General features: G+C 66.0%; 24 protein-coding genes. 22 read left to right on the plus strand and 2 right to left on the minus strand.

Annotated elements, in window-relative coordinates; translation table 11 throughout:
* Positions 1-77: 77 nt before the first annotated feature.
* Positions 78-899 carry an outer membrane protein assembly factor BamD gene (locus AZ34_RS09035; protein WP_035607273.1) on the minus strand — a complete coding sequence of 274 codons (822 nt, stop codon included), beginning with the start codon at positions 897-899 and terminating at the stop codon, positions 78-80.
* Between the two features lie 129 nt (positions 900-1,028).
* Here AZ34_RS09035 and AZ34_RS09040 point away from each other — a divergent pair, with 129 nt between their 5' ends.
* The 20 genes from AZ34_RS09040 to AZ34_RS09135 all read left to right on the plus strand — a co-directional run bounded on the left by AZ34_RS09040 (position 1,029) and on the right by AZ34_RS09135 (position 22,062).
* Positions 1,029-2,063 (plus strand): RluA family pseudouridine synthase, encoded by a 1,035-nt coding sequence (locus AZ34_RS09040; RefSeq protein WP_035607280.1) that lies wholly within the window; start codon positions 1,029-1,031, stop codon positions 2,061-2,063.
* Between the two features lie 128 nt (positions 2,064-2,191).
* On the plus strand, positions 2,192-2,929 hold the full coding sequence (gene scpB, locus AZ34_RS09045; protein WP_035607281.1) for an SMC-Scp complex subunit ScpB: 738 nt from the start codon (positions 2,192-2,194) through the stop codon (positions 2,927-2,929).
* Positions 2,926-4,245 carry a pseudouridine synthase gene (locus AZ34_RS09050; RefSeq protein ID WP_035607283.1) on the plus strand — a complete coding sequence of 440 codons (1,320 nt, stop codon included), beginning with the start codon at positions 2,926-2,928 and terminating at the stop codon, positions 4,243-4,245. The genes scpB and AZ34_RS09050 overlap by 4 nt, the downstream gene beginning before the upstream one ends.
* 151 nt (positions 4,246-4,396) lie before the next feature.
* Positions 4,397-4,822, plus strand: coding sequence for a nucleoside-diphosphate kinase (gene ndk / locus AZ34_RS09055; RefSeq protein WP_035607286.1), 426 nt, complete (start codon positions 4,397-4,399; stop codon positions 4,820-4,822).
* A 33-nt stretch (positions 4,823-4,855) separates the two neighbouring features.
* Positions 4,856-6,052 (plus strand): 23S rRNA (adenine(2503)-C(2))-methyltransferase RlmN, encoded by a 1,197-nt coding sequence (gene rlmN, locus AZ34_RS09060; RefSeq protein WP_035607289.1) that lies wholly within the window; start codon positions 4,856-4,858, stop codon positions 6,050-6,052.
* Positions 6,049-6,885, plus strand: a complete 837-nt coding sequence (gene pilW, locus AZ34_RS09065; RefSeq protein WP_035607292.1) for a type IV pilus biogenesis/stability protein PilW — start codon at positions 6,049-6,051, stop codon at positions 6,883-6,885. The genes rlmN and pilW overlap by 4 nt, the downstream gene beginning before the upstream one ends.
* Positions 6,878-8,119, plus strand: coding sequence for a helix-turn-helix domain-containing protein (locus AZ34_RS09070; protein WP_051509643.1), 1,242 nt, complete (start codon positions 6,878-6,880; stop codon positions 8,117-8,119). Before pilW ends, AZ34_RS09070 begins: the two co-directional genes overlap by 8 nt.
* On the plus strand, positions 8,119-9,417 hold the full coding sequence (gene ispG / locus AZ34_RS09075; protein WP_051509644.1) for a flavodoxin-dependent (E)-4-hydroxy-3-methylbut-2-enyl-diphosphate synthase: 1,299 nt from the start codon (positions 8,119-8,121) through the stop codon (positions 9,415-9,417). The genes AZ34_RS09070 and ispG overlap by 1 nt, the downstream gene beginning before the upstream one ends.
* Positions 9,418-9,427: 10 nt before the next feature.
* On the plus strand, positions 9,428-10,771 hold the full coding sequence (hisS, locus tag AZ34_RS09080) for a histidine--tRNA ligase (RefSeq protein WP_035607295.1): 1,344 nt from the start codon (positions 9,428-9,430) through the stop codon (positions 10,769-10,771).
* Between the two features lie 13 nt (positions 10,772-10,784).
* Complete coding sequence (locus AZ34_RS09085) at positions 10,785-11,489, plus strand: YfgM family protein (protein WP_035607298.1); 705 nt, start codon at positions 10,785-10,787, stop codon at positions 11,487-11,489.
* On the plus strand, positions 11,489-12,841 hold the full coding sequence (locus AZ34_RS09090) for a PQQ-binding-like beta-propeller repeat protein (RefSeq protein ID WP_051509645.1): 1,353 nt from the start codon (positions 11,489-11,491) through the stop codon (positions 12,839-12,841). Before AZ34_RS09085 ends, AZ34_RS09090 begins: the two co-directional genes overlap by 1 nt.
* Before the next feature lie 39 nt (positions 12,842-12,880).
* Positions 12,881-14,215 (plus strand): ribosome biogenesis GTPase Der, encoded by a 1,335-nt coding sequence (gene der, locus AZ34_RS09095; RefSeq protein ID WP_035607306.1) that lies wholly within the window; start codon positions 12,881-12,883, stop codon positions 14,213-14,215.
* A 90-nt stretch (positions 14,216-14,305) separates the two neighbouring features.
* Positions 14,306-14,575, plus strand: a complete 270-nt coding sequence (gene hfq / locus AZ34_RS09100; protein ID WP_081767319.1) for an RNA chaperone Hfq — start codon at positions 14,306-14,308, stop codon at positions 14,573-14,575.
* 83 nt (positions 14,576-14,658) lie between these two features.
* Positions 14,659-15,873 carry a GTPase HflX gene (gene hflX / locus AZ34_RS09105; protein ID WP_035611302.1) on the plus strand — a complete coding sequence of 405 codons (1,215 nt, stop codon included), beginning with the start codon at positions 14,659-14,661 and terminating at the stop codon, positions 15,871-15,873.
* 308 nt (positions 15,874-16,181) lie between these two features.
* Positions 16,182-17,558, plus strand: a complete 1,377-nt coding sequence (gene hflK, locus AZ34_RS09110; RefSeq protein ID WP_231495581.1) for an FtsH protease activity modulator HflK — start codon at positions 16,182-16,184, stop codon at positions 17,556-17,558.
* A 27-nt stretch (positions 17,559-17,585) separates the two neighbouring features.
* Positions 17,586-18,488, plus strand: a complete 903-nt coding sequence (gene hflC / locus AZ34_RS09115; RefSeq protein WP_035607311.1) for a protease modulator HflC — start codon at positions 17,586-17,588, stop codon at positions 18,486-18,488.
* A gap of 92 nt (positions 18,489-18,580) precedes the next feature.
* On the plus strand, positions 18,581-18,769 hold the full coding sequence (locus AZ34_RS09120; protein WP_035607314.1) for a DUF2065 domain-containing protein: 189 nt from the start codon (positions 18,581-18,583) through the stop codon (positions 18,767-18,769).
* 116 nt (positions 18,770-18,885) lie between these two features.
* Positions 18,886-20,094 (plus strand): ATP phosphoribosyltransferase regulatory subunit, encoded by a 1,209-nt coding sequence (locus tag AZ34_RS09125; protein WP_035607317.1) that lies wholly within the window; start codon positions 18,886-18,888, stop codon positions 20,092-20,094.
* A gap of 23 nt (positions 20,095-20,117) precedes the next feature.
* Positions 20,118-21,491, plus strand: coding sequence for an adenylosuccinate synthase (locus AZ34_RS09130; protein ID WP_035607319.1), 1,374 nt, complete (start codon positions 20,118-20,120; stop codon positions 21,489-21,491).
* 40 nt (positions 21,492-21,531) lie between these two features.
* Positions 21,532-22,062, plus strand: a complete 531-nt coding sequence (locus AZ34_RS09135) for a phosphoribosyltransferase (protein WP_035607322.1) — start codon at positions 21,532-21,534, stop codon at positions 22,060-22,062.
* A gap of 78 nt (positions 22,063-22,140) precedes the next feature.
* Here the strand turns inward: AZ34_RS09135 and AZ34_RS09140 are convergent, their stop codons facing one another.
* Entirely contained in the window at positions 22,141-23,316 is a 1,176-nt protein-coding gene (locus AZ34_RS09140; protein ID WP_081767146.1) for a YeiH family protein, read from the minus strand.
* 109 nt (positions 23,317-23,425) lie between these two features.
* On the opposite strand from AZ34_RS09140, the gene AZ34_RS09145 reads away from it, so the two are divergent.
* Positions 23,426-24,343, plus strand: coding sequence for a LysR family transcriptional regulator (locus AZ34_RS09145; RefSeq protein ID WP_035607325.1), 918 nt, complete (start codon positions 23,426-23,428; stop codon positions 24,341-24,343).
* Between the two features lie 16 nt (positions 24,344-24,359).
* Positions 24,360-25,619: a PLP-dependent transferase gene (locus AZ34_RS09150; RefSeq protein ID WP_035607327.1), complete on the plus strand. Its 1,260-nt coding sequence runs from the start codon at positions 24,360-24,362 to the stop codon at positions 25,617-25,619.
* Position 25,620 lies beyond the last annotated feature (1 nt).

Below are 25,620 nucleotides of genomic sequence, written 5' to 3' on the forward strand. Positions count from 1 at the left end.
GCAGATCAGGTCCGGTATTGGATCAAGTGAGCTGTGGCCTTTGCGCAGGACTGAGATCCGTCAACGCGCTACGGTGCTCACCAGAGCTTCCACCAGGACGAGTTTCGCTCGCCCGGTGTGCCGATGGCCCGTCCCTTGAGATAGTCACTGTTCGGGTAGTTCGTCGCCAGCACGCGCCGCGCGTCATCGCGCAGCTGCGGCATGTTCAGTGCATCGTAGGAAGCGACGAGGATTTGCAGCGCGTCTTCCAGCGCTGGCGCGGTGCGGTAGTCCGCGATGGCCTGCTGCGCGCGGTTGATGGCGGCCACGTAGGCGCCGCGGCTGTAGTAGTACCGGGCGACATGCACTTCGTACTGGGCCAGGGTGTTGACGATGTAGATCATGCGCGCGCGCGCATCCGTGCTGTAGCGTGAGTCAGGAAAGCGCGTCACCAGCTCGTTGAAGGCCGACCAGGATTCCTTGGCCGCCAATTGGTCACGCTCCGAGAGGTCCTGGCGCGTGATGAAAGAGAACAGGCCCAGGTCCTCGTTGAAGTTGACCAGGCCCTTGAGGTAGAGCGCGTAGTCGAGCGCCGGGCTGGCCGGATGCAGCCGCATGAACCGGTCCAGGGTGACGACGGCCTGCGCGGGCTGGCCGTCCTTGTAGTAGGCATGCGCTTTTTCCAACTGCGCTTGCTGCGCCAGCGGGGTGCCTGCGGCCCGCCCTTCCAGCTTCTCGAACAGGGTGACGGCTTGGGTGTACTGGAAGTTGCGGACTTCCTCGCGCGCCTGTTCCAGGATTTCCTCGGGCTTCATGGTGGCCGTGGGGTCAGCCGGTGTGCTGGAGCAGGCCGACAGCAGGAGGGCCAGCGTGACCGAGGGCACGACGGACAGGACAACCGATAATTTGGCGCGCAGCATCAAGGAAAACCGTTGAACTCAAAGGCCCGGATTATAGAAGTCGCCTCCCCAAGCCCCACGGACCCCGAGCCTTTCCTGGGCAGGGTCAGCGCCGATGTGGCAGGGGAGGATGCCGAGAGCCTGGACGGGATGGCGAGCGAAGCGGAGCTGGAGCAACGTCCGTGGCGCATTCCCTCGTCCTTGCACGGTCAGCGGCTGGACCGCGCCTTGAGCGAGCTGGTGCCGGAGTTCTCGCGCAGTTACCTCCAGCAATTGATCGAGGCCGGCGCGGTGTCCTCGGGGCAGGAGCCGACACGGCTGCTGCTGCGCAAGCCGGCGCACAAGGTTCGCGCCGGGGATTCCGGCGTGATCGAACTGCGTCCGACGCCCCAGAGCCAGGCATTCAAGCCCGAGGTGATGGCACTGGACATCGTGCACGAGGACGCCCATCTGCTCGTGATCCACAAGCCGGCGGGCCTGGTGGTGCACCCCGCGCCCGGCAACTGGAGCGGCACGCTGCTCAATGGCCTGCTTGGGCGGGACCAAGGGCGCGGCGAGGCGGCGGCCCAATTGCCGCGCGCCGGCATCGTGCATCGCCTGGACAAGGACACCAGCGGTCTGATGGTGGTGGCGCGCACGCGCGTCGCGATGGAGGCGCTGGCGCGCATGATCGCCGCGCGCGAGGTCAGTCGACAGTACCTGGCGCTGGCGCACCGCGCCTGGGCCGGTCCCGCGCGGCGTGACGTGGGTGGTGCGCCGCAGGAAGGCATAGGCCGAGACCCCGCCCATCGCTTGCGCATGGCGGTGGTGGACCTGACGCGACATCCGGGCAAGCCTGCGCGGACCACTTTCGAACTCCTGCGCAACGCAGCGCCCACGCCGGAGTTGGCGCAGGGCGCCTGCTTGCTGCGCTGCACCTTGCACACCGGGCGCACCCATCAGATCCGCGTCCATGCGGCGTCGATCGGCCATCCCTTGATCAGCGACAGCCTCTACGGTGGCGCGCCGGCGGGCGGCCTGCAGCGGCAGGCCCTGCATGCCTGGCGACTGGCCTTGCGCCATCCGGTCAGCGGCGAGGCCCTGGTCTTCCACGCGCCGCCGCCCAGCGACCTGCGCGACGCCTGCGCCGCCCTGGGGCTGGACTACAATGCCGCGCAGGAAACACCGAATTCGCCCTTGCCCTGAGGGCCGAAGGAAGCGTGAAAGCCGAGCCGTGACGGTGCATCGGCTTGCTGGTTGAAACCGGCGCGCTCCTCCCATCTCTACTTGACCCATCTTTTCGCGCATCGTGATGATGCGGGTTGCCCTTTGACATGAATACGAGTCTGGCCAAGCGCGTTCTGGAAACCGCCTTGATTTGCGCGCAGCAGCCCATGCCTCTGCGCGACATGGGCCTGCTCTTTGAGGGCGCCCTGAACGCCGACACGCTCAAGGCTTTGCTGGAAGAACTGCAGCAGGATTGGGCGCAGCGCGGTGTGGAATTGGTCTGCGTGGCCTCGGGCTGGCGCTTCCAGAGCCGCCCCGAAATGCGCGAGTACCTGGACCGGTTGCACCCCGAAAAACCGCCGCGCTACACCCGCGCCACGCTGGAGACGCTGGCCATCATTGCCTATCGCCAGCCGGTCACGCGGGGCGATATGGAGGACATCCGGGGCGTGACGGTCAATTCGCTGATCATCAAGCAGTTGGAAGACCGGGGCTGGATTGAAGTCGTGGGTCACCGCGAAGCGCCAGGTCGTCCGGCCCTGTATGCGACCACACGGCAGTTTCTGGACGATTTGGGCCTGGCCTCCATCGACCAGTTGCCGCTCATGGAAACGCCTCAGTCCCAGGAGGGCGTGTTGGACATGCTCTCGGAATTGCCGGCGCAGTTGCCCCAGGAAGCGTCCATCGACGTGCTTTCGGAGTCGCCGTTAGATGCAGCCACCGAATCCACCGGGCTGCAGCCCCACCAGTCACCGGCCCCGCAGACCGAAGAGGGTGCCTTGCAGACCGGGGCTGCGGCCGGTTCGACGATGTCCAGCGGAAAGACAGAGGAACCACAGGGATGAATACCGAAGGCATGAACGACGACGGCCTGAATCCGCAGGATCAAGCGCACGGCGCACGCGCGCCGCGCGCCGAACCCAAGCCACAGGACACGGCCCCAAGTCCGGTCGCCCCAGAAGCCACGCCCGACGACCGATTTGCGGCGGTGGTCTCCGGCGCCTTCGACGCCGACGAAGCTTCAGCCGAATTGCCGCCGCCCGCCAAGCGTGTGCTGTTGCCGCAGGCCGAGACGCCCAAGCTGCACAAGGTGCTGGCCCAGGCCGGCATGGGCTCGCGCCTGGAGATGGAGCAACTCATCATGGAGGGGCGCATCTCGGTCAATAACGAGCCGGCCCATATCGGTCAGCGCATCCAGTTCGGTGACCAGATCAAGGTCAATGGCAAGCCCATCCGCTTTCGCATCGCGCCGCCGCCCGCGCGGGTGATCGCCTACCACAAGCCGGTGGGCGAGGTGGTCACGCACGATGACCCGCAAAACCGGCCCACGGTGTTTCGCCGCTTGCCCAAGCTGCCGCAAGGCAAGTGGCAATCGGTGGGCCGCCTGGACTTGAACACCGAAGGCTTGCTGTTGTTCACCAACTCCGGGGATCTTGCCAACCGGCTGATGCACCCGCGGTTTGGTCTGGAGCGCGAGTACGCGGCACGCGTGCTGGGGGCTTTGAGCAACGAGGAGAAGCAGCGGCTGCTTGACGGCGTGCCGCTGGATGACACGACCGCCCAGTTCGGCAGCATCGAGGAGGGTGGTGGCGAGGGTTCCAACATTTGGTACCGCGTCACGATTTCCGAGGGGCGCAACCGCGAGGTGCGGCGCATGTTCGAGGCCGTGGGTCACGCGGTCAGTCGCCTGATCCGCATCCGGTACGGCGCCATGGTGCTGCCGCGTGGCTTGAGGCGTGGGGCCTGGATGGAGTTGGACGAGCGTGACATCGGCGCCCTGATGCGCGCTGCTGGTACGCCCTCGGAGGCAGGCGCGCCGGTGCGTGGACGTCAGGGGTCGGGCAAGCAGGGCGGGGCGGCGCGCCCGGGCGGGCCGAGGCAAGGCGGCGCAGGCAACGGGCCGCGACCAAATGGCCCGGGCAAGTCTGGCAAGGCCGCGGGTGGCAAGTCTGCCCGCAACCCAGGTGGGCAGGGTGCGCAGCCGGATCCCATGAAGACTTCGCAGGGCTACATTGGACACGACAGCTTCATCCGGCAACGCCAGGACAAGGGCGCGGGTCGCCCGGGCGGGCGTGGTGGCTTCGGGGGTGGCAGTGCCGCTACCGGACGCGGCGGCCGCAAGGCCAGCGGTGGTCGCGGCGGCGGCGGCCGAGGCCGTTGATTTGGCGAGGTTTTTTGCCTGCCTCCGGGTGTAAACCCGCTGGCGGACGGTTAAAATGTTTGACTTTGCCTGATTCGGCGGGCCCGCGCGCAACGCGGTCGCCGCGTCACTGCAGGATTACAACCTCAAGCCCAACACAGGAACAACGCACATGGCCATCCAGCGCACTCTCTCCATCATCAAGCCCGACGCCGTTGCCAAGAATGTCATTGGCCAGATCTACGCCCGCTTCGAAGCAGCCGGCCTGAAGATCATCGCGGCCAAGATGGTCCATCTGTCGCAAGCCGACGCGGAAGCCTTCTACGCCGTGCACAAGGCGCGCCCCTTCTTCAATGACCTGGTGAAGTTCATGATCTCCGGCCCGGTGATGATCCAGGTGCTCGAAGGCGAGAACGCCATCCTGAAGAACCGTGACCTGATGGGCGCGACTGACCCCAAGAAGGCCGACAAGGGCACCATTCGCGCCGATTTCGCCGACAGCATCGACGCCAACGCCGTGCACGGTTCCGACGCGCCCGAGACGGCCGCCATCGAGGTGGCGTTCTTCTTCCCCGGCATGAACGTCTACAGCCGCTGAAACTCACGCGCCCGCGTGGCGCGCCTTCATCTCATGACAACGGCCAATCTGCTTGACTTCGATCTCGACGGATTGGCCGTTTTTTGCGAGCGGCTCGGTGAAAAGCGTTTTCGCGCCACCCAGCTGTTCCGCTGGATCCATCAGCGGGGCGCGAGCGACTTCGACCAGATGAGTGATCTGGCCAAGTCCTTGCGCACCAAGCTCAAGACCGCGGCCTGCATCCAGGGCCTGTCCGTGATCACCCAGCAGGAGTCGGCGGACGGCACCATCAAGTGGCTGTTCGACGTGGGCGGCGGCAATGCCGTCGAGGCGGTCTACATCCCCGAGGACGACCGAGGCACCTTGTGCGTGTCCTCGCAGGCCGGTTGCGCCGTTGGCTGCCGTTTCTGCTCCACCGGCCACCAAGGCTTCAGCCGCAACCTAAGCACCGGCGAGATCGTCGCCCAGCTCTGGTTCGCCGAACATTTCCTGCGCGCCCGCCGCCAGCGCCCGCTGCAATCCGGCGAAGACCACCGTGTGATCACCAACGTGGTGATGATGGGCATGGGCGAACCCCTGCAGAACTACGCGGCCCTGGTTCCCGCCTTGCGTGTCATGTTGGACGACCATGGCTACGGCCTGTCGCGTCGCCGCCTGACTGTGTCCACCTCGGGCGTGGTGCCGATGATGGACCGGCTCAGCCAGGACTGTCCCGTGGCGCTTGCCGTGTCCCTGCATGCGCCGAACGACACCCTTCGCGACGGCCTGGTGCCGCTCAACCGCAAGTACCCGATTCAGGAACTGCTGGACACCTGCCTGCGCTACCTGGCGCATGCACCGCGTGACTTCATCACCTTCGAATATTGCATGCTCGATGGGGTGAATGACCAGCCCGAGCACGCGCGCGAACTGCTGGCCCTGATGCAGGCGTTTCGCCAAAAGGCCGCGGACGGCGGGCATGGCGTGGGTTGCAAGCTCAATCTGATTCCCTTCAATCCTTTCCCTGAATCGGGATTGAAGCGTTCGCCCGCCGAACGTGTGCAGGTCTTCGCCAAGGTCCTGCTTGACGCGGGCATCGTCACCACGGTGCGCAAGACTCGGGGCGACGACATCGATGCGGCCTGCGGCCAACTGGCGGGTGACGTGCAAGACCGCACCAGCGTCGATGCGCGCATGGCGCGGCAGCGGCAATTGTTGCAGCCGCTGCGGCCGATGGATGCTGCTCGCACCTCGGGAGGTTCGCGGGCATGAGCGGTTTTGATCGGCGGGCCCCGCGCGCTCGGATCGCGTCGCGCTCACTCTGGGCCTGGACGACCGTGCTGATGCTGGTGGTCGCGCTGCCTGGTCTGCAAGGCTGCGCGCAGGGTGCGAGCAGCGAGGATCTGGTGACGGCATCGGACGAACCCGAGCAGCGTCGCCGTGCCCGGTTGCGCCTGCAACTGGCCTTGGGCTACTACGAGCGAGGGCAGTCCACGGTGGCCCTGGACGAGACCAAGCAGGCCCTGGCCATTGATCCCGGTTTCATCGATGCACACAATCTGCGCGGCCTGATCTACATGCAGTTGGAGGAGCCCCGGCTCGCTCAGGAGAGTTTCCGCCGGGCCTTGGCCTTGAACGACGACAATCCCGACGTGTGGCACAACCTGGCCTGGCTGCAGTGCCAGCAGGGCGAGTATGCGCAGGCCACGCGCTCTTTCGAGCGCGCGCTGGCCCAGCCGGCCCACGCGGCCCGTGGCAAGACCTGGCTCACGCTGGGCCTGTGTCAGATGCGGGCGCGCCAGGCCGATCTGGCGGAGCGTAGCCTGCTCAAGGCGCATGAGCTGGATCCGGGCAATCCCGTCACCGGCTACAACCTGGCGCAACTGCTGTACGCGCGTGGCGCACTGCAAGACGCGAGGTTCTACATTCAGCGTATCAACAACAATGGCGCTTTGGCCAACGCCGAAACCTTGTGGCTAGGCGCGAAAATCGAGCACCGTTTGGGCCATGCGCAGGCGCGTGACCGCCTGGGCAGCCAGCTCAGGGCATATCACCCGGGCTCGAAAGAACTGGATTCCTATGATCGGAGAGCGTTCGATGAATGAAGAGAACAAGCACGAGAAAACGCAAGCTGAGGCCGTGAGCGGCCCGGCGGGCGGTGGAGCGCCGGATGAATCGTCGTCCGGCCTGGATTCCGGCTTTCAGCCGTCCTTCCAGCCTTCTACCCAGGGCAGCGTCGGCACCAGCGCGGGTGCGATGCTGCGCCACGCGCGCGAGACGGCGGGCGTGGACCTTTCCTCGCTGGCCCTGGCGCTGAAGATCTCGGTCAAGAAGCTCGAGGCGCTTGAGGCCAATCGTCACGATGAACTGACGGATTCCGTCTTCATCCGCGCGCTGGCGTCCAGCGTCTGTCGCACGCTCAAGATCGACGCCGCGCCTATCCTGGCGCGACTGCCGAAATCCAATGCACCCAAACTGGTCGCGAATGACGAAACCGGCTTGAACGCGCCCTTCCGCACGCCCGCCGACGTGGCCAAGACACCGTTCTGGGAGCATCTGTCCCGGCCGGTGGTGCTGGCCGCGTTGGCTGTATTGCTGGCAGCGCTGGTACTCATCCTGCTTCCTTCCGGCAAGGACGACACGGCCGCCAGCCCGACCCCCACGTCGTCCACGGCCGTGGCCCAGGGCGACGATGCCGCAGCCGGGCAAGGTGAGGCTGTGGCCAAGGAGGGCGAAGGCGCGAACTCCGAGCCCGGCGCGTCCACCACCGCCGTTGTGCCGCAATCGGGCATCCCCGCCGCACCCCTGGTGACCACGCCCGTGGCCACGCAGGGCGGTGCGACGCCGGCCTTTTCCGCGCCCGCCAGCGCCAGTCGTCCTGCGGCTGCCGCGCAGACCGCCGCGCCTGCGCCCGCCGCTTTGCCACCGTCCGCGACGCCGTCCATCCTCGCCCGCGGCACCTCGCCCAGTGGAACGGCGCCCAACCTCTCGGCCGTGCCCGCGCGCGCGGCGGCTGTGGCGCCGGTCGCGCAACCCGCTGCTGCCGCGCCCGCGCCGCAGGCGGCGGCCGAGGACGAAGAAGAACCCAAATTCGCTCGCTCCGGTGCCGTGGTTTTCCGGCTGCGCGAGCCCGGCTGGGTCCAGGTGGTCGACGCCAGCGGCACCATTCGCATCAACCGCGTGCTGGAAGCCAACACGCCGGTCGGTGTGGTCAATGGACCTTTCCCTCTGGTGGTGACCATCGGTCGTCCCGAAGTGACGGACGTGCAGGTGCGTGGCCGCCCGTTTGACCTGACGCCGACCATCGCGAACGGTCAGGCGAAGTTCGAGGTGCGCTGATGTCCCTGGACCTCCCGTCCGATCCGCAAGCGGCTGTCTCGGCGCCGATCGCGCAGGCCGCGCCGCGCCCGCGCCGCAGTCGCCAGGCTCGCGTGGCCTGGGGAGACAACGTCGTCACCGTGGGCGGCGATGCACCGGTGCGCGTGCAGTCGATGACCAACACCGACACAGTGGACGTGATCGGCACGGCCATCCAGGTCAAGGAGTTGGCGCAGGCCGGCAGCGAGTTGGTGCGCATCACCGTCAACACGCCCGAGGCCGCCCAGGCTGTGCCGCACATCCGCGAGCAGCTGGACCGCATGGGCATCGCCGTGCCGCTGATCGGCGACTTCCACTACAACGGTCACACCCTGCTCACGCAGTACCCGGCCTGCGCCGAAGCGCTCAGCAAGTACCGCATTAACCCCGGCAACGTGGGCAAGGGCGACAAGAAGGACCGGCAGTTCGGCCAGATGGTCGAAGCCGCCCTGAAGTGGAACAAGCCGGTGCGCATCGGCGTGAACTGGGGCAGCCTGGATCAGGAACTGCTGGCTGGCCTGATGGATGCCAACAGCCGCCGCGCCCAGCCCTGGGACGCCAAGGCCGTGATGTACGAGGCCCTGGTGACGTCGGCGATCGAGTCCGCGCAACTCGCTGTTGAACTGGGCATGGCGCCCGAGCAGGTGCTGCTGTCCTGCAAGGTCAGCGGCGTGCAGGACCTGATTTCCGTCTACCGCGAACTGGCCCGTCGTTGCGACTATCCGCTGCACCTGGGCCTGACCGAGGCCGGCATGGGCACCAAGGGCACGGTGGCGTCCGCGGCGGCCATGTCGGTTCTGCTGCAGGAGGGTATCGGCGACACCATCCGCGTCTCGCTCACGCCGCAGCCCGGCGAGTCGCGCACGCAGGAGGTGGTGATTGCCTCCGAGATCCTGCAGGCCCTGGGCCTGCGCGTCTTCGTGCCCAGCGTCACGGCCTGCCCGGGCTGCGGGCGCACCACGAGCACGACCTTCCAGGAGCTGGCCAAGCAGATCGACGACTTCCTGCGCATGCAGATGCCGGTCTGGCGCAAGCAGTATCCGGGCGTCGAAGCCTTGAAGGTGGCCGTGATGGGCTGCATCGTCAACGGACCGGGCGAGAGCAAGCACGCCGACATTGGCATCAGCCTGCCCGGCACGGGTGAGTCACCGGCCGCACCAGTCTTCATCGATGGCGAAAAGGCCTTGACGCTGCGTGGCGAGAACATTGCCGCCGAGTTCCACAAGATCGTCGAGAACTACATTGAAAAGCGTTTCGGCCGCGCGGCCGAGACCGCATGAATTTCCTCCCATGACTGAAAAACTTGTCGCGGTAAAAGGGATGAACGACATCCTGCCGGCCAGCGTGCCGCGCACGGAAAAGCTGCCCGACTCCGCCCGTTGGCAATGGTTCGAAGCCGCCGTGCGCAAGGTGCTGGCGAGTTACGGCTACCAGTACATCCTGACACCCATCGTCGAGCCGACGGCCTTGTTCGTGCGCGGCCTGGGTGAGGTGACCGACATCGTCGAGAAAGAGATGTACTCCTTCACCGACAGCTTGAACGGTGACAAGCTCACGCTGCGCCCCGAGGGCACGGCCGGCATCGTGCGCGCCATGATCGAGCACAACGCGCTCTACAACGGACCCTTGCGCCTGTGGACGCTGGGTCCCATGTTTCGCCATGAGCGTCCGCAGAAAGGGCGCTACCGCCAGTTCCACCAGTTGGACGTGGAAGCGCTGGGTTATGCCGGGCCGGACGTGGATGCCGAGATGATCCTGGTTGCGCGCGCCCTGTGGCGCGAGCTGGGCCTGGTCGAAGGCCAGCATGTGCGACTGGAGATCAACAGCCTGGGCCAGCCCGAGGAGCGCCGCTTGCACCGTGAGGCGCTGATCCGCCATTTCGAGCAGCACGCCGCGCAACTGGACGAAGACGCCCAGCGGCGCTTGCATAGCAATCCGCTGCGCATCCTGGACAGCAAGAACCCGGCCATGCAGGCGCTGATCGAGGCCGCGCCCAAGCTCTTTGATTTCCTCGGGGCCGAATCGCTCGCGCACTTCAACGCGGTCAAGTCCGCGCTGGACGCGGCCGGTTTGGCTTACCGCGTCAACCCGCGCCTGGTGCGCGGCATGGACTACTACAACCTCACTGTTTTCGAATGGGTCACGGACCAACTCGGTTCGCAGGGCACCGTCTGTGGTGGGGGCCGTTACGACGGGCTGATCAGCCAGCTGGGCGGTAAGTCCGCGCCTGCGGTGGGCTTTGGACTGGGCATTGAACGCCTGCTGCTGCTGGCGCAGGATCTGAACCTGCCCATGCCGGGCACGGCACCCGACGTCTACGCGATTGTTCCCCCGGGCACGCCCCTGGCTCCTGTGATGACCACGTTGGAGGCCTTGCGCGCGCGCGGCCTGCGTGTGGTGCAGCACGCGGGTGGGGTGGACGGTCCGGGCAGCATGAAGTCCCAGTTCAAGAAGGCCGACGCCAGTGGCGCGGCCTGGGCACTGGTCTTCGGCGAAGAGGAACTGGCCTTGGGCGAAGTCACGCTCAAGGCACTGCGCGAGGGAATGCAGGGCGACGGTGCTGCCGGCGCGCAGAGCCGCCAGTCGCTGACCGAGGTCGCGCGCTGGGCCGCCCTTCTAGAATCACAGGCTTGATGGAATTTATCGCATGGCACATTTCGACCTCGAAGAACAAGAGAAGCTTGCGCAGATCAAGCATTTCTGGAAGCAATACGGCAACCTTCTGACGGCCCTGCTGGTCGTCCTGGTGCTGGCCTTGGCGGGCTGGTGGGGCTGGAAGGCCTGGCAGAACCATCAGGTCACGCAGGCCACGGCGCTGTATGAAGAGTTGGAACGCATCGCGGCCAACCCGGGCGCGGACCCGGATGGCGCCCGGCTCATGCGTGCCATGACCGACATGAAAGACCGCTTCCCGCGCACCGCGCAGGCCCAGCAGGCGGCGTTGCAGGTTGCCGCGGTGCACGCGCAGGCGGGCCTGACGCAGCCCGCGCGGCTGGATGCGGCGCGCGCGGCCTTGCAGTGGTTGGCCGAGGAAGGTCGTGACGAGGGTTACCGGGCGCTGGCGCGCCTGCGTCTGGCTGGCCTGCTGCTCGATGCCCAGTCTTACGACGCGGCCCTGGCTCAGCTCAGCGCCGACTTCCTGCCGCAGTTTGCTCCGCTCGCTGCGGATCGCCGGGGTGACATCTATCTGGCACAAGGCAAGAAAACCGAAGCCGCAGCCGAGTACCTCAAGGCATCGCAGGGTCTGGATACCCAGACCGGCGCGGGCGAAAACTACAAGCAACTGGTCGATGCCAAGTTGGCCGCCTTGGGCGTGCAAGCGCCGTCGGCCGCGCCCGCCGGGGGCCGCTGATGCAACGGACATGTGATCCGCGTCGCAACGGCGGCCGGATGGGCTGGCTTGCTGCCCTCGGCCTGCTGGTTCTGGTCGCCCAATTGGTGGCTTGCTCCAGCGCACCCACCCGTCCCGAGCCAGCGCCCTTGCCGCCCGATCCGAAACGACTGGCCGTGCGTGAGGCCTGGCGTGTGAATCTGGGCGGCGAGGTGAGCTTTCCCTTGGTGCTTCAGTCCGCGCCGTCCGTTTTGGCTGGCGGCGATGGCGTGAGCGGCAGCTTGTCCGATGGTGTCTCGAGTGGTGGCACGGTGATCGGCGTCGCGACGGACCGGGGGGAGGTCAGCCTGCTGGATGCGCGCACGGGTGAACCAATCTGGCGCGTGGGACTGAATAGTTCCCTATCTGCTGGCGTGGGACATGACGGGCGCAGCGTGGCCGTGGTCACGCGCGACAACGAACTGGTGCTGTTGCAGGCGGGCAAGGAACTCTGGCGTCAGCGGCTGTCCGCACCGTCCTACACGGCGCCCCTGGTGGCCGGCGCGCGTGTGTTCGTGCTGGGCGCCGACCGCAGCGTGAGTGCCTATGACGGTCAGACCGGGTATAGGCTTTGGCAGCAGACGCGCAGCGGCGACCCCTTGATCCTGCGCCAGTCTGGCCTGCTGATGGCGGTGGGCGACAACCTGGTGGTCGGCTTTGGCGGACGCCTGGCGGGGCTCAATCCCATGAACGGCGCCTCCCGCTGGGAGACCGTGGTGGCCAGTCCGCGCGGCACCAACGACGTGGAGCGGCTGGCCGACCTGGTGGCCGGTGTCGCGCGGCAGGGCACGGATGTCTGTGTGCGCGCTTTTCAGGCTTCGGTGGCTTGCGTTGACGCTCGGGCCGGGCAGGGCGGTGGCGCGCTGCGCTGGTCGCAGAAGGCTGCGGGCGCGACGGGCTTGAGCGGTGACGCCAGCGCCGGCGACGACGCACTGGTGCTGGGTGTGGAGTTCGACGGAACAATCCAGGCATGGCGGCGGAGCACTGGCCAGGCCGTCTGGTCCAATACGAGTTTGCGCTTGCGCGCCTTGTCGGCCCCCTTGATGCTGGGCGATGGTCTGGTCGTGGGCGATGAAGCCGGAAGGCTGCATTTCCTGGCACGCATCGATGGCAGCTTGCAAGCTCGCCATGAGACCTGGGCCTACGGGCGTCAGGGCCCGTGCCGAATCGAAGGCCAAGGGCTGGCCGCGCGTTACGCCTGCCAGGAACGCGATGAGGGTCAGGCCATCGTGGCAGCGCCCATCCTGGCCGGCAATACCTTGGTGGTCGTCTCGCGTGCGGGGGTGGTGCACGGGCTGCGGCTTGGGCAGGCTGCCGCACAGGCCCGCCCTTGAGTTCAAGCACAATCCGGCTCACCGCATGAAATCCGCCCGATGAAACCTGTCCTTGCCCTCGTGGGCCGTCCCAACGTCGGCAAATCGACCCTCTTCAATCGTTTGACGCAGTCACGCGACGCCATCGTGGCCGACTACGCGGGGCTCACGCGCGACCGTCACTACGGCAATGGCCGTCAAGGCCGGCACGAATTCATCGTCATCGACACGGGCGGTTTCGAGCCGACCGCCGAGACCGGCATCTACAAGGAGATGGCCAATCAGACGCGTCAGGCGGTGGCCGAGGCGGACGCGGTCATCTTCGTGGTGGACGCGCGCGCGGGCCTGTCCGCGCAGGATCATGACATCGCCAACTACTTGCGTAAGTTGGGCAAGCCTTGCGTCCTAACAGCCAACAAGGCCGAGGGCATGCAGGAAGGCGCGCAGCTCGCGGAGTTCTACGAATTGGGCCTGGGCGAAGTGCTGCCAGTTTCCGCCGCCCATGGGCAGGGCCTGCGCACCCTGGTGGACCGGGCACTCGAACCGCTCAATCTCCCCGAGGAAGACGAAGAGGAGGTGGTCGAGCCGGGCGTGATCAAGTTCGCGGTGGCGGGTCGCCCGAACGTGGGCAAGTCCACGCTGATCAATACCTGGTTGGGCGAGGAGAGGTTGATTGCCTTTGACATGCCTGGCACCACGCGCGACGCCATACGGGTGCCCTTCGAGCGCCAGGGGCAGAAGTTCGAGCTGATCGACACGGCGGGCCTGCGCCGCAAGGGGCGCGTGTTTGAGGCGGTTGAGAAATTCTCGGTCGTCAAGACCTTGCAGGCCATCGAGAGCGCGAACGTGGTGCTGTTGTTGCTCGATGCCACCCAGGGTGTCACCGACCAGGACGCGCACATCGCGGGCTACATCCTGGAAAGCGGTCGCGCCGTCGTGCTGGCCGTCAATAAGTGGGATGCGGTGGACGACTACCAGCGCCAGCAATTGCAGCGCCAGCTGGAGACGCGGCTGACCTTCCTGAAGTTCGCCAATCTGCATTTCATCTCGGCAAGGAAGCGCCAGGGCCTGGAGCCTTTGTGGAAGTCCATGCTCAAGGCCCATCAGGCAGCCAACCGCAAGATGTCCACGCCGGTGCTCACGCGCCTGCTGCAGCAGGCCGTGCAGTTCCAGACACCGAAGAAAAGCGGCATGTACCGGCCCAAGCTGCGATATGCGCACCAGGGTGGGATGAATCCGCCGGTCATCGTGGTTCACGGCAATTCGCTGGAGCATGTCTCCGATGCCTACAAGCGCTATCTGGAAGGGTGGTTCCGCAAGGAGTTTGAGCTGACGGGCACGCCCTTGCGCATCGAAATGAAAACCTCTACCAATCCGTATGCCGACAAGGACTGAGCCAGAAGGATCAGAACAATCTGTGGAATAAGGCGTGCGCATAGGCAGCGCAAGGCCGCTGTGGTATTGTGGCGCTTCCTCCTCCACTACTTGAACACGGAGAATATCGTGAGCAATAACAAAGGCCAGCTTTTGCAAGACCCCTTCCTGAACACCTTGCGCCGTGAGCATGTGCCGGTGTCGATCTACCTGGTCAACGGCATCAAGCTGCAAGGTCAGATCGAATCTTTCGACCAGTACGTCGTCCTCCTGCGCAACACCGTCACCCAGATGGTCTACAAGCACGCCATCTCCACCATCGTGCCAGGACGCGCTGTGAATTTCTCGGTGGGTGCCGAGAACGGTGACGGTGCTGCCTGAAGCCACCTCGCTTGGCTGAATCTTCCCACCTGACTTCCGCACCCGCATCCGGCCCGTCCGATGCGGGTGCGCGTACTTCGGGCCTGCCGGAGGCAGGGGCCATTCTGGTGGGCGTCGATTTCGGTGTCCCTCATTTTGATGGCGGATTGGAGGAGCTGGGGCTGCTCGCTGAAACTGCCGGCTTGACGCCCTTGGGGCGCATCACGTGCAAGCGCAAGGCCCCGGATGCGGCCTTGTTCGTGGGCAGCGGCAAGGCTGAAGAAATCAAGCTGCTGGCCCAGCAACTCGGTGCCAGTGAAATCCTGTTCGACCAGGCCCTGAGTCCGGCCCAGCAACGCAATCTGGAGCGCGTGCTTGAACGACCGGTCAATGATCGGACCTTGCTCATTCTCGAAATCTTTGCCCAGCGCGCGCGTTCGCACGAGGGCAAGCTGCAGGTTGAACTGGCGCGCCTGCAGTACCTGAGCACGCGTCTGGTTCGCCGCTGGTCCCACCTGGAACGTCAGACCGGCGGTCAGGGCTTGCGAGGGGGGCCGGGCGAGAAGCAGATCGAACTCGACCGCCGCATGATCGCCGACGCGATCAAGCGCACCAAGGAACGGCTGGTCAAGGTCAAGCGCCAGCGCCAGACCCAGCGTCGCCAGCGCGAGCGGCGTGACGCCTACAACATCTCACTGGTGGGCTATACCAACGCGGGTAAATCCACCCTTTTCAACACCTTGGTCAAGGCCAGGGCCTACGCTGCCGACCAATTGTTCGCCACCCTGGACACGACCACCCGCCAGCTCTACTTGGCGGCGGACGCGGGTGTGATGGCGGAACAGGCCGATTCGTCCCATGTTGTCAGCAGTGCGGGGCGCAGCGTGTCCCTGTCCGACACGGTAGGGTTCATCCGCGACTTGCCGCACGGCCTGATCGACGCCTTCCAGGCCACGCTGCAGGAGGCGGTGGATGCCGATCTGCTGCTGCATGTCGTGGATGCAGCCAATCCGAACTATCCCGAGCAGATCGCCGAAGTGCAGCGGGTGCTGGGTGAGATCGGTGCCGATGGCATTCCGCAGATCCTGGTGTTCAACAAGCTGGACGCTTTAGACGAAGCGCGGCGGCCTTCGGCCTTGCAGGGCCATTACGACCTTGAAGGCGTCGAGACGCCGCGCGTCTTCGTGAGCGCCCGCAGTGGTGAGGGCATCGCTGGCTTGCGTCAGACGCTCGCCGCGCGGGTGCTCGCACTCGCCCAGCAGGCCGAGGCGGCGCGTCTCGACGCGCTGGCGCGCGAACAAGCTGCGCAAGTGGCCTGAGCTGTTGCACAAACGCGGCAGGCCCAACGATCGAACGTGTGCATTCGGTTCAATAGCCTGAAGACCTGTCCAGATATTGCTGCAACCCGATGGGGATTCGGCACAATGCATGTTTTGCGAGCGCTGATATGCCGTGTCCTGCTCAGGCAAGCGAGCCGGCGTTCCGCGCAAAGCCATCAGAGAGAGCACCAAGAATGAATTTACCTGCACGTCCCGCTGCCGAGGTGATGAACGACCCGCAAGCGGAAGCGAATGCCCAGCAGCCACGCGTTTCGCGTCGCGGTCAATGGTGGGAGCGACTGCGCGGCATGTTCAACCTGAACGATCCGCGTTGGGGTCGCAGCGATGACGCGCCGTCGTCTTCCTCGCAACCACCGTCCCAAGATGCCCCGGGCGCAGGCACTTCCGGGACGGGCAATGAGCGTCCTGATTCCGAACCGCCTTCGCCTTCGTACGGCCCGCAGGGTTCCGGTCGCGGCCGCCCACAAGGGGCGAATCAGGGGCCACCTGACCTGGATGAGTTGTGGCGCGATTTCACCCGCAAGCTGTCCGGCCTGTTCGGTGGCGGCCAGGGCGGAGGGCGCAACAACCGGGGCGCCCCGGGCGGCGGCAACGGTGGCAATGCCAAGAGCGCAGGCATAGGCATCGGCCTGATTGGTTCCATCGCCTTGCTGATCTGGCTCGGCACCGGTTTCTTCATCGTGCAGGAAGGTCAGCAGGCCGTCGTGACGCAGTTCGGGCGTTACCACAGCACCGTGGGTGCCGGTTTCAACTGGCGCCTGCCTTATCCGATCCAGCGTCATGAGTTGGTCTTCGTCACGCAGATCCGGTCCGTCGATGTGGGCCGTGACGTGGTGATCCGCGCCACCGGACTGCGTGAATCGGCCATGTTGACCGAGGACGAGAACATCATCGAGCTCAAATTCGCGGTGCAGTACCGTCTGAATGACGCCCGCGCCTACCTGTTTGAAAGCCGTGATCCTTCCGCCGCGGTGGTGCAGGCGGCCGAAACAGCGGTGCGCGAAGTGGTGGGCAAGATGCGCATGGACCAGGCCTTGTCCGAGGAGCGCGACCAAATCGCGCCGCGCCTGCGCGCCCTGATGCAGCAGATCCTGGACCGTTACAACGTGGGCATCGAGATCGTGGGCATCAACCTCCAGCAAGGCGGTGTGCGCCCACCCGAGCAGGTGCAGGCGGCCTTCGACGACGTGCTCAAGGCTGGGCAGGAGCGCGAGCGACTGAAGAACGAGGCCGAGGCCTACGCCAACGACGTGGTGCCGCGTGCGGTCGGTACCGCCTCGCGACTGAAGGAAGAAGCCGATGCCTACAAGGCGCGCATCGTGGCGCAGGCCCAGGGTGATGCGCAGCGCTTCCGCTCCGTGCTGGCTGAGTACCAGCGTGCGCCGCAGGTCACGCGTGACCGCCTCTACCTCGAGGCCATGCAGGAAATCTATGGCAACGTGACCAAGGTCCTGGTCGAGACCAAGCAGGGCAGCAACCTGCTGTACCTGCCGCTGGACAAACTGCTGCAGCAGGGCGCCGTGGCCGATCCAGGGGCTACTTTTCCCTCGCAGTCCTTGATGCAGGGCACGGCCCCGGCCTCGGGCGCGGCGGAAGGTTCAGCGGCGCTCAACGATGCGCGATCACGCCTGAACCAGCGCTCGCGTGAGCGCGAATCCCGCTGAGTCCCGCAAGAACAAGGAAGAACAGACATGAACCGCCTCGGATTCATCATTTCATCGCTGCTGGTGCTCTTGGCGCTGGCCAGTTCCATGCTGTTTGTCGTCGACCAGCGGCAGTTCGGTGTGCTTTACGCGCTGGGACAGATCAAGGAAGTCATCACCGAACCGGGCTTGAACTTCAAGCTGCCGCCTCCGTTCCAGAACGTGAGCTACATCGACAAGCGTCTGTTGACGCTGGACAGCACCGACACCGAACCGATGCTGACGGCCGAGAAGCAGCGTGTGGTGATTGACTGGTACGTGCGCTGGCGCATCACCGACCCGGGTGAATACATCCGCAACGTCGGTGTTGACGAGCAGACCGGTGCCAGTCAGTTGAACCGTGTGGTGCGCAATGCCTTCCAGGAGGAGGTCAACCGACGCACGGTGCGCGAACTGCTTTCGACCAAGCGCGAGGCGCTGATGGCCGATGTGAAGTCCGAGGTGCTGGGTGCCGTGCGCGGCGAGAAACCCTGGGGCATCGACATCGTGGATGTGCGCATCACCCGCGTGGACTACGTGGAAGCCATCACCGAATCCGTCTACCGCCGCATGGAGGCCGAGCGCAAGCGCGTGGCCAACGAGCTGCGTTCCACCGGCGCCGCCGAAGGCGAGAAGATTCGCGCCGACGCGGATCGCCAGCGTGAGGTGACAGTGGCCAATGCTTACCGCGATGCTCAGAAGATCAAGGGTGAAGGGGATGCCGAGGCCTCCCGCGCTTACGCTGACGCCTTCGGTCGGGATCCGCAGTTCGCGCGTTTCTACCGCAGCCTGGAAGCCTACAAGGCCAGCTTCGCGAGCAAGAGCGACGTGATGGTGCTGGACCCCAATGGTTCGGAGTTCTTCCGCGTCTTCCGCGGTCAGGGCGCGCCCGCAGCTGCGCCGGCGCGGTAATTCAGACCCAGGGCGTGGTGCTCCCCCGTGGTCCGGGCTGACCGGTCCCTGGGCGCAACCCTGCACCATCGCCTCCCTGTTCGTTTAGACCGATGGATGGCGACACGTTCTGGACCGCGCTGGCTCTGGTACTCGTGGTGGAAGGCTTGCTGCCCTTCCTGTCGCCCGGCGGCTGGCGGCGGATGTTCAGTCAGATGCTGCAGCTCAACGACGGGCAGATCCGCTTTTGGGGTCTGTGCAGCATCCTGCTGGGCCTGATCGGCGTCTGGTTCCTGGCCTGAAGGGTGCTCGGGTCGGCCACGCCCGGGCGGGAACGCCGCCGGTGGCCCTGCCGGGTGGGGGATGACGGCCTGGATGAGGCGGGTAGAATCCTATTTTTAACAGCCTCCCCGTTCCCATGTCCGCCTGGCTGCTGCCGGATCACATCGCTGACGTCCTGCCTTCCGAGGCGCGCCACATCGAGGAGCTTCGACGCGACTTGCTGGACACCGCGCGCGCCTACGGTTATGAGCTGGTCATGCCGCCGCTGCTGGAGTACCTGAGTTCCCTGCTGAGCGGGGCCAGTCAAGCTCTGAACCTTCAGACCTTCAAACTCGTCGATCAGCTCTCGGGCCGCTCCATGGGCCTGCGGGCCGACACCACACCGCAGGTGGCGCGCATCGACGCGCACTTGCTCAACCGCCGGGGCTTGGCTCGCCTGTGCTATTGCGGCCCGGTGGTGCACACCCGTCCCGCCAGCGCGCATGCCACCCGCGAACCGATGCAGTTCGGTGCGGAAATCTACGGCCATGCCGGGGCTGAGGCCGATCTTGAAATCCTTGAACTGGCGCTGGACTGCCTGCAGTCCGCGCGCCTGCCCGCGCATACCCTCGATCTGGCGGATGCCAGGATCGTCAGCGCCTTGCTGGAAAGCGACGGTGCCGGGCCATTGGGCGCGGAAGTCAAGGAAGAAATCCATGCCGCGCTGGCGGCCAAGGACGTGCCCGCCCTTGCGGGCTTGGTCCGTGGCCTGCCTGGCCTGTCGGCGGCGGCCCGCCAGAGCGTGCTGGCCCTTCCGGGGCTGTACGGTGATGCCAAGGTGCTCGATGAAGCTGCCCGCGTGCTGCCCGCCTTGCCCGCGGTCGGGCAAGCCCTGGCGGGCTTGCGTTGGCTGGCGCGCAGCCTGGGTGGGCGCACCGGAGTTTCCGTCGGTTTTGATCTGGCGGATTTGCGGGGCTATGGCTATTACAGCGGCATGCGTTTCGCCGTCTACGCCAAGGGTGTGAGCGATGCTCTTTTGCGTGGCGGTCGCTACGACGAGGTGGGCGCCGTGTTCGGCCGCAAGCGGCCCGCCGTGGGTTTCAGCTTGGACCTGAAGACCCTTGTGGGCGCGGTACCCGAGCGTGCCTTGCGTGCGGCCATCCGCGCGCCTTGGCCGGGCGACGATTTGGCAGCCGCCGATTTGCGCGCAGCGATCGCACGCCTGCGGGCGCAAGGTGAAACCGTGGTCTGTGTGCTACCTGGCCATGAAAGCGAAGTGGATGAATTCCACTGCGACCGCGAATTGATCGAGAGCGGGGGCGCTTGGCGTGTCCGCGCCATTGGCTCCCAACCTCATACGGTCTGAACCGACAAGCAGAGAAGCAAAGCATGAACACAAGCAAAGGACGCAACGTCGTCGTCGTGGGCACCCAGTGGGGTGATGAGGGCAAGGGCAAGCTGGTGGACTGGCTGACCGAAAGTGCCCAGGGTGTGGTGCGTTTCCAAGGCGGCCACAACGCGGGGCATACCCTGGTCATCAACGGTGTCAAGACCGCGCTGCACCTGATTCCCAGCGGCATCATGCGCGCGGGCGTGACCTGCTACATCGGCAATGGTGTGGTGTTGTCGGCGGCCAAGCTCTTCGAGGAAATCGAAGGCCTGGAAAAGGCGGGGGTAGAGGTGCGCTCGCGCCTGCGCATCTCCGAAGCCTGCCCGCTCATCCTCCCTTTCCACGCCGCGCTGGATGTGGCCCGCGAGGCCGCGCGCGAGCAGGGCGGCACCGAGAAGATCGGCACCACGGGCCGCGGCATCGGCCCGGCCTACGAGGACAAGATCGCCCGCCGCGCCCTGCGCGTGCAGGATCTGAAGTACCCCGAGCGCTTCGCCGCGAAACTCAAGGAACTGCTCGCCTTGCACAACCATGTGCTCTGCACCTACCTGGGCGCGCGGCAGTTCGCTTTCCCGGCGGCTCTGCAGCCCTACATTCAGGATGGCCAGGTCCAGTTCGAGCCGGTGTATGCCGAAGCCATGCGCCATGCCGAACTGCTCAAACCCATGATGGCCGATGTGTCGCGCGAACTGAACGAAGCGCACGACAAGGGGCAGAACCTGCTGTTCGAGGGTGCTCAAGGCACCTTGCTGGACGTGGACCACGGCACCTACCCCTACGTGACCTCCAGCAATTGCGTGGCCGGCAACGCGGCGGCGGGTGCCGGTGTCGGGCCGGGCATGCTGCACTACATCCTCGGCATCACCAAGGCCTATTGCACGCGCGTGGGCGGTGGTCCGTTCCCGACCGAGCTGGAATGGGAAGTGCCGGGCACGCCGGGTTACCACATGAGCACCGTGGGCGCCGAAAAGGGCGTGACCACCGGCCGTTCGCGCCGCTGCGGCTGGTTCGATGCGGCATTGCTCAAGCGCAGCGCACAGGTCAACGGCTTGTCGGGCCTGTGCCTGACCAAGCTGGACGTGTTGGACGGGTTGAAGGAACTGAAGCTGTGCACCGGCTACGAACTGGACGGCGAGACCATCGATATCCTGCCCATGGGCGCGGAAGAAATCGCGCGTTGCAAGCCGATCTACGAAACGATGGCCGGCTGGAGCGACAGCACCGTGGGCGTGACGGACTACGACAAGCTGCCGGTCAACGCGCGGCTGTACCTGCAGCGCATCGCGCATGTGACGGGTGTGCCCATCCACCTGATTTCCACCAGTCCGGATCGCGATCACACGATCCTGATGAAACACCCTTATCTGGCCTGATGCTCGCTCGCAGCTTCATAGAATCGAGGAACCCGCGACCATGTTGACCGAAGACGGCAAGCACCTGTACGTGAGCTACGTGGAATACCACGACCTGATCGAGAAGCTGGCGATCCAGGTCCACCAGTCGGGGTGGCAATTCGACACCATCCTTTGTCTTGCGCGGGGCGGTATGCGACCGGGCGACATCCTTTCCCGCATCTTCGAAAAGCCCTTGGCCATCATGTCGACCAGCTCCTACCGTGCCAACGCTGGCATGACACAGGGGCACTTGGACATCGCCAAGTACATCACCACGCCGCAGGGCGAGATCGCGGGTCGCGTGCTGCTGGTGGACGATCTGGCCGATTCCGGACACACGCTGGACGCGGTGGTGCGCATGCTGCGCGACCGCTACAGCCCTATTTCCGAGCTGCGCACGGCGGTCATCTGGACCAAGGCGCGTTCCACCTTCCAGGCGGACTATTCAGTCGAGTTCCTGCCCACCGACCCATGGATCCATCAGCCTTTCGAGGGCTACGACAAAATGCGCCCGGCCGAGCTGCTGGCGAAGTGGAAGATCTCCAACTGAGGCTGCGCTGCGGCGCTTGAGCGCTGCGTCGTAATCCGCGTCGATGCGGTCGGCTCGGTCCGTTGGCCGATCAGCCGGTCAGCCCATGACTCGGTGCGTGACCGCGTTGATCAGCGCCCCGCCGAATAGCAGCCAGACGAATAGGCCACCGGCCAGCATCAGCGGCTTGCGGCCGGCCCGGCGGATCGCCACTGCATGGGTCGTGAGACCCAGCGCGGCCATGGCGGCGGCGAGCACCCAGGTGTCGAACCACAGCAGGGCGTGTAGCAGCCCGGGCGCGATCAGCCCTTGGGCCTGGTCCAACGTGCGCAGGCCCGCCACGGCCACGAAGCCCAAGGCGAACCAGGGCAGGGTCAGCCGGGTGCGGGTGGGCGCCATGTCAGTGCGAAGATCTGGCGCTGTGGTTGCCCCGATCGGCTGCGCTATTGGGGCTGCCATCGGGCGCCGCGCGAGCCACCAGGACAGGCCGAGCAGAAAAGGCGCCAGCATCAGCACGCGGATCATTTTCGTGATCACCGCGCTGTTCGCGGCCTCGGGACCGAGCGTGTTGCCCACGGCGGCGACCTGGGCCACTTCATGCACGGTGGCGCCCGTGTAAAGGCCAAAAGCCCAGGCTGTGACGCCCCAGGGCTGCACCAGGGCGTACAGCACCGGATAAAGGAACATCGCCAGCGTGCCGAACACCACCACGGTGGCCACGGCCACCGCGATCTTCTCCGCAGTCGCCTTGAGCAGGGGGGCGGTGGCCAGCACGGCGGCGGCGCCGCAGATGGCGCTGCCCGTGCCGATCAGCATGACCGTCTGGCCATCCAGCCGCAGCCAGCGCCGGCCCAGCCACAGGGCAAGCGCGAAAGTCGATAGCAGCATGGCCGCATCCACAGCGACGCCCACCCAGCCGACGGCGGCGATGTCCTGGAACGAGAGGCGCAGGCCAAAGAGCACGATGCCCAGACGCAGCAGCTTCTGTTTGCTCCAGTCCACACCCGATTCGGCAACGCGACGCAGCCGGGGATAAACGGTATGGCCCAGCAGCAGGCCGAGCGCAATGGCCAGGGTCAAGGCCGAAAGACCCAGTTGCCGCGCCCAAGACTGCTCGGCCAGGGCCATCGCCACCGCCGAGATCAGCAGGGTCAGAGTCAGACCGGGCAGGGCGTTCGGCCGCAGGCCCGCCAGGAGTGGTGCGATCGAGGACAGGCTGCGCGCGAGCGATCTTGCGGAGGTATGAGTGCGGGGCGAGGGAAGCAGATCGGCCATGCCTGCAACGATATACAGGGGCCGCTAAAAAGAGAAACGGATAATAATTCTTTGATTGATCGATTTTTCTAATTTAACCGTCGACAGACACCCCGACAAAGGACCCTCCATGGGGCTGCGATTCACCTTGCGCGAACTGGACGTGTTCTGCGCCATTGCCCGGCAGGAAAACGTCCACCGGGCGGCCGAAACCCTGGCCCTGACCCAATCCGCCGCCAGCCAGGCCCTGGCCCGGCTGGAACAGGCCTTGGGGCAGGCGCTGTTCGACCGACTCGGCCGTCGCCTGGTGCTGAACGAAAATGGCCGCCTGCTGCTGCCGCGCGCCCAGGCCTTGTTGGATCAGGCCGAAGACCTGCAGGGTTTGCTGCCCACAGGGGGAAATGGGCGCGAGAGGGACGGTGCTCCGTTCTCGCTGCTGATCGGCGCCAGCACCACCATCGCCAACTACCTGGTGCCGGCCCAGCTCGCGGCCCTGCGGCGCGCGCACCCGCAGGCGCGCGTCGCCTTGACCGTGGGCAACACCGGCGAAGTGGTGGCCGCCGTGGCGGCGCTGGAAGTTGATTTCGGCCTGATCGAAGGCCCCAGCCACCATCCGGAGCTGCACATCGAGCCCTGGCGGGAAGACGATCTCATCGTCTTCGTGGCCGCCACACATGTCTTGGCCTGCGGCAACGCGACCCTCCAAGACCTGGCCGATGCACCCTGGCTGCTGCGCGAGCCGGGCAGTGGCACGCGCGAGGAAGTCGAACGCAGCCTGCTGCCCCTGCTCGGGCGCATGAACGTGGACATGGAACTGGGGGATTCCGAGGCCATCAAGCGCGCGGTCGCTGCAGGCCTGGGCGTGAGCTGCTTGTCCAGCAGCGTGGTGGCCGATTTGCTGGCGCAGGGGGCGGTGGTGGCCCTGACCGATCGTGTACCGGGCCTGCCGCCGCTCAAGCGCATGCTGCATTGCATCCGGCACCGCGACCGGGCCCTCACCCGGGGCACGGCGCGTTTTCTGGAGATCGCTGCGGCCGGCACCCGCTAGCCGCTACCATCGGCGCATGCGCCCCCAAGATACCTCCCTAGATCGACCGTCTCCCGACCTCACCACCCAGCTGATCCACCACCCCTACCGCCCGCCCGAGGATTTCGCGGCGCCGCAGCCCGGCGTGTTCAAGGCCTCGACCGTGTTCTTCCCTAGCGTCGCGGCCATGCGCAGCCGGGAGTGGAAGCACAAGACGGGCTACACCTACGGTCTGCACGGCACGCCGACCAGCTACCTGCTGGAGGAGCGACTGGCCACGCTGGAGGGCGGCCTGCAGACCTTGCTGGTTCCCAGCGGGTTGTCGGCCATCGCCCTGGTGGGGCTGTCCCTGCTCGCGCAGGGCGACGAAGTGCTGCTGCCCGACAACGTCTACGGACCCAGCAAGGCCCTGGCCGAAGGCGAGCTGAAGACCTGGGGCATCACCCACCAGTTCTACGACCCCATGGACCCGCAGGATCTGGCGCGGCGCATCACGGACCGGACCCGCGTGGTCTGGCTGGAGGCCGCGGGTTCGGTGACACTGGAGTTCCCCGACCTGCCCGAACTGCTGCGCATCTGCCGTGCCTCCCCTCAGGTGACCGTGGCCCTGGACAACACTTGGGGCGCGGGCCTGGCTTTCAACGCTTTTGACATTGCTCCCGGCCTGGGCGTGGACCTCACCGCCCACGCGCTGACCAAATACCCCAGCGGTGGCGGCGATGTGCTGATGGGATCGGTCGTCACCCGCGACGAAGCCCTGCACCTGCGGCTGAAGAACACACACATGCGTCTGGGCCTGGGCGTGGGCATGAACGACGTGGAGGCCGTGCTGCGTGGTCTGCCGAGCATTGTGCTGCGCTATGCCGCGCACGACCGGGCGGCGCGGCGATTGGCACATTGGTGCCTGGATCGCACAGAGTTCTCGCAGGTGCTGCATCCGGCGCTCCCGGACGCGCCCGGCCATGCGCACTGGAAGACCCTGTGCGGCGGTGCAGCAGATGCTGCAGGATCGGGCCCGGGGCTGCCAGGCCAGGCAGCGGGCCTGTTCAGCGTGATGTTCGACGCCCGTTATACCGGCGTGCAGGTGGACGCCTTTTGCGACGCGCTGCAACTCTTCAAGCTGGGCTATTCCTGGGGCGGCCCGGTCAGTCTGGTCGTGCCCTACGACCTGAACGCCATGCGCGAGCGCTGGCCCGCGCACCTGAAACCCGGTACCCTGGTGCGTTTCTCGGTCGGCCTGGAGGCGGTGGAGGACTTGCAGGCCGATTTGGCCCAGGCGCTGGGCCGTTTGTCCTGAG

The organism is Hylemonella gracilis str. Niagara R (assembly GCF_000600295.1).
In the GTDB taxonomy this organism is placed as follows: Bacteria; Pseudomonadota; Gammaproteobacteria; order Burkholderiales; family Burkholderiaceae_C; genus Hylemonella; species Hylemonella gracilis_A.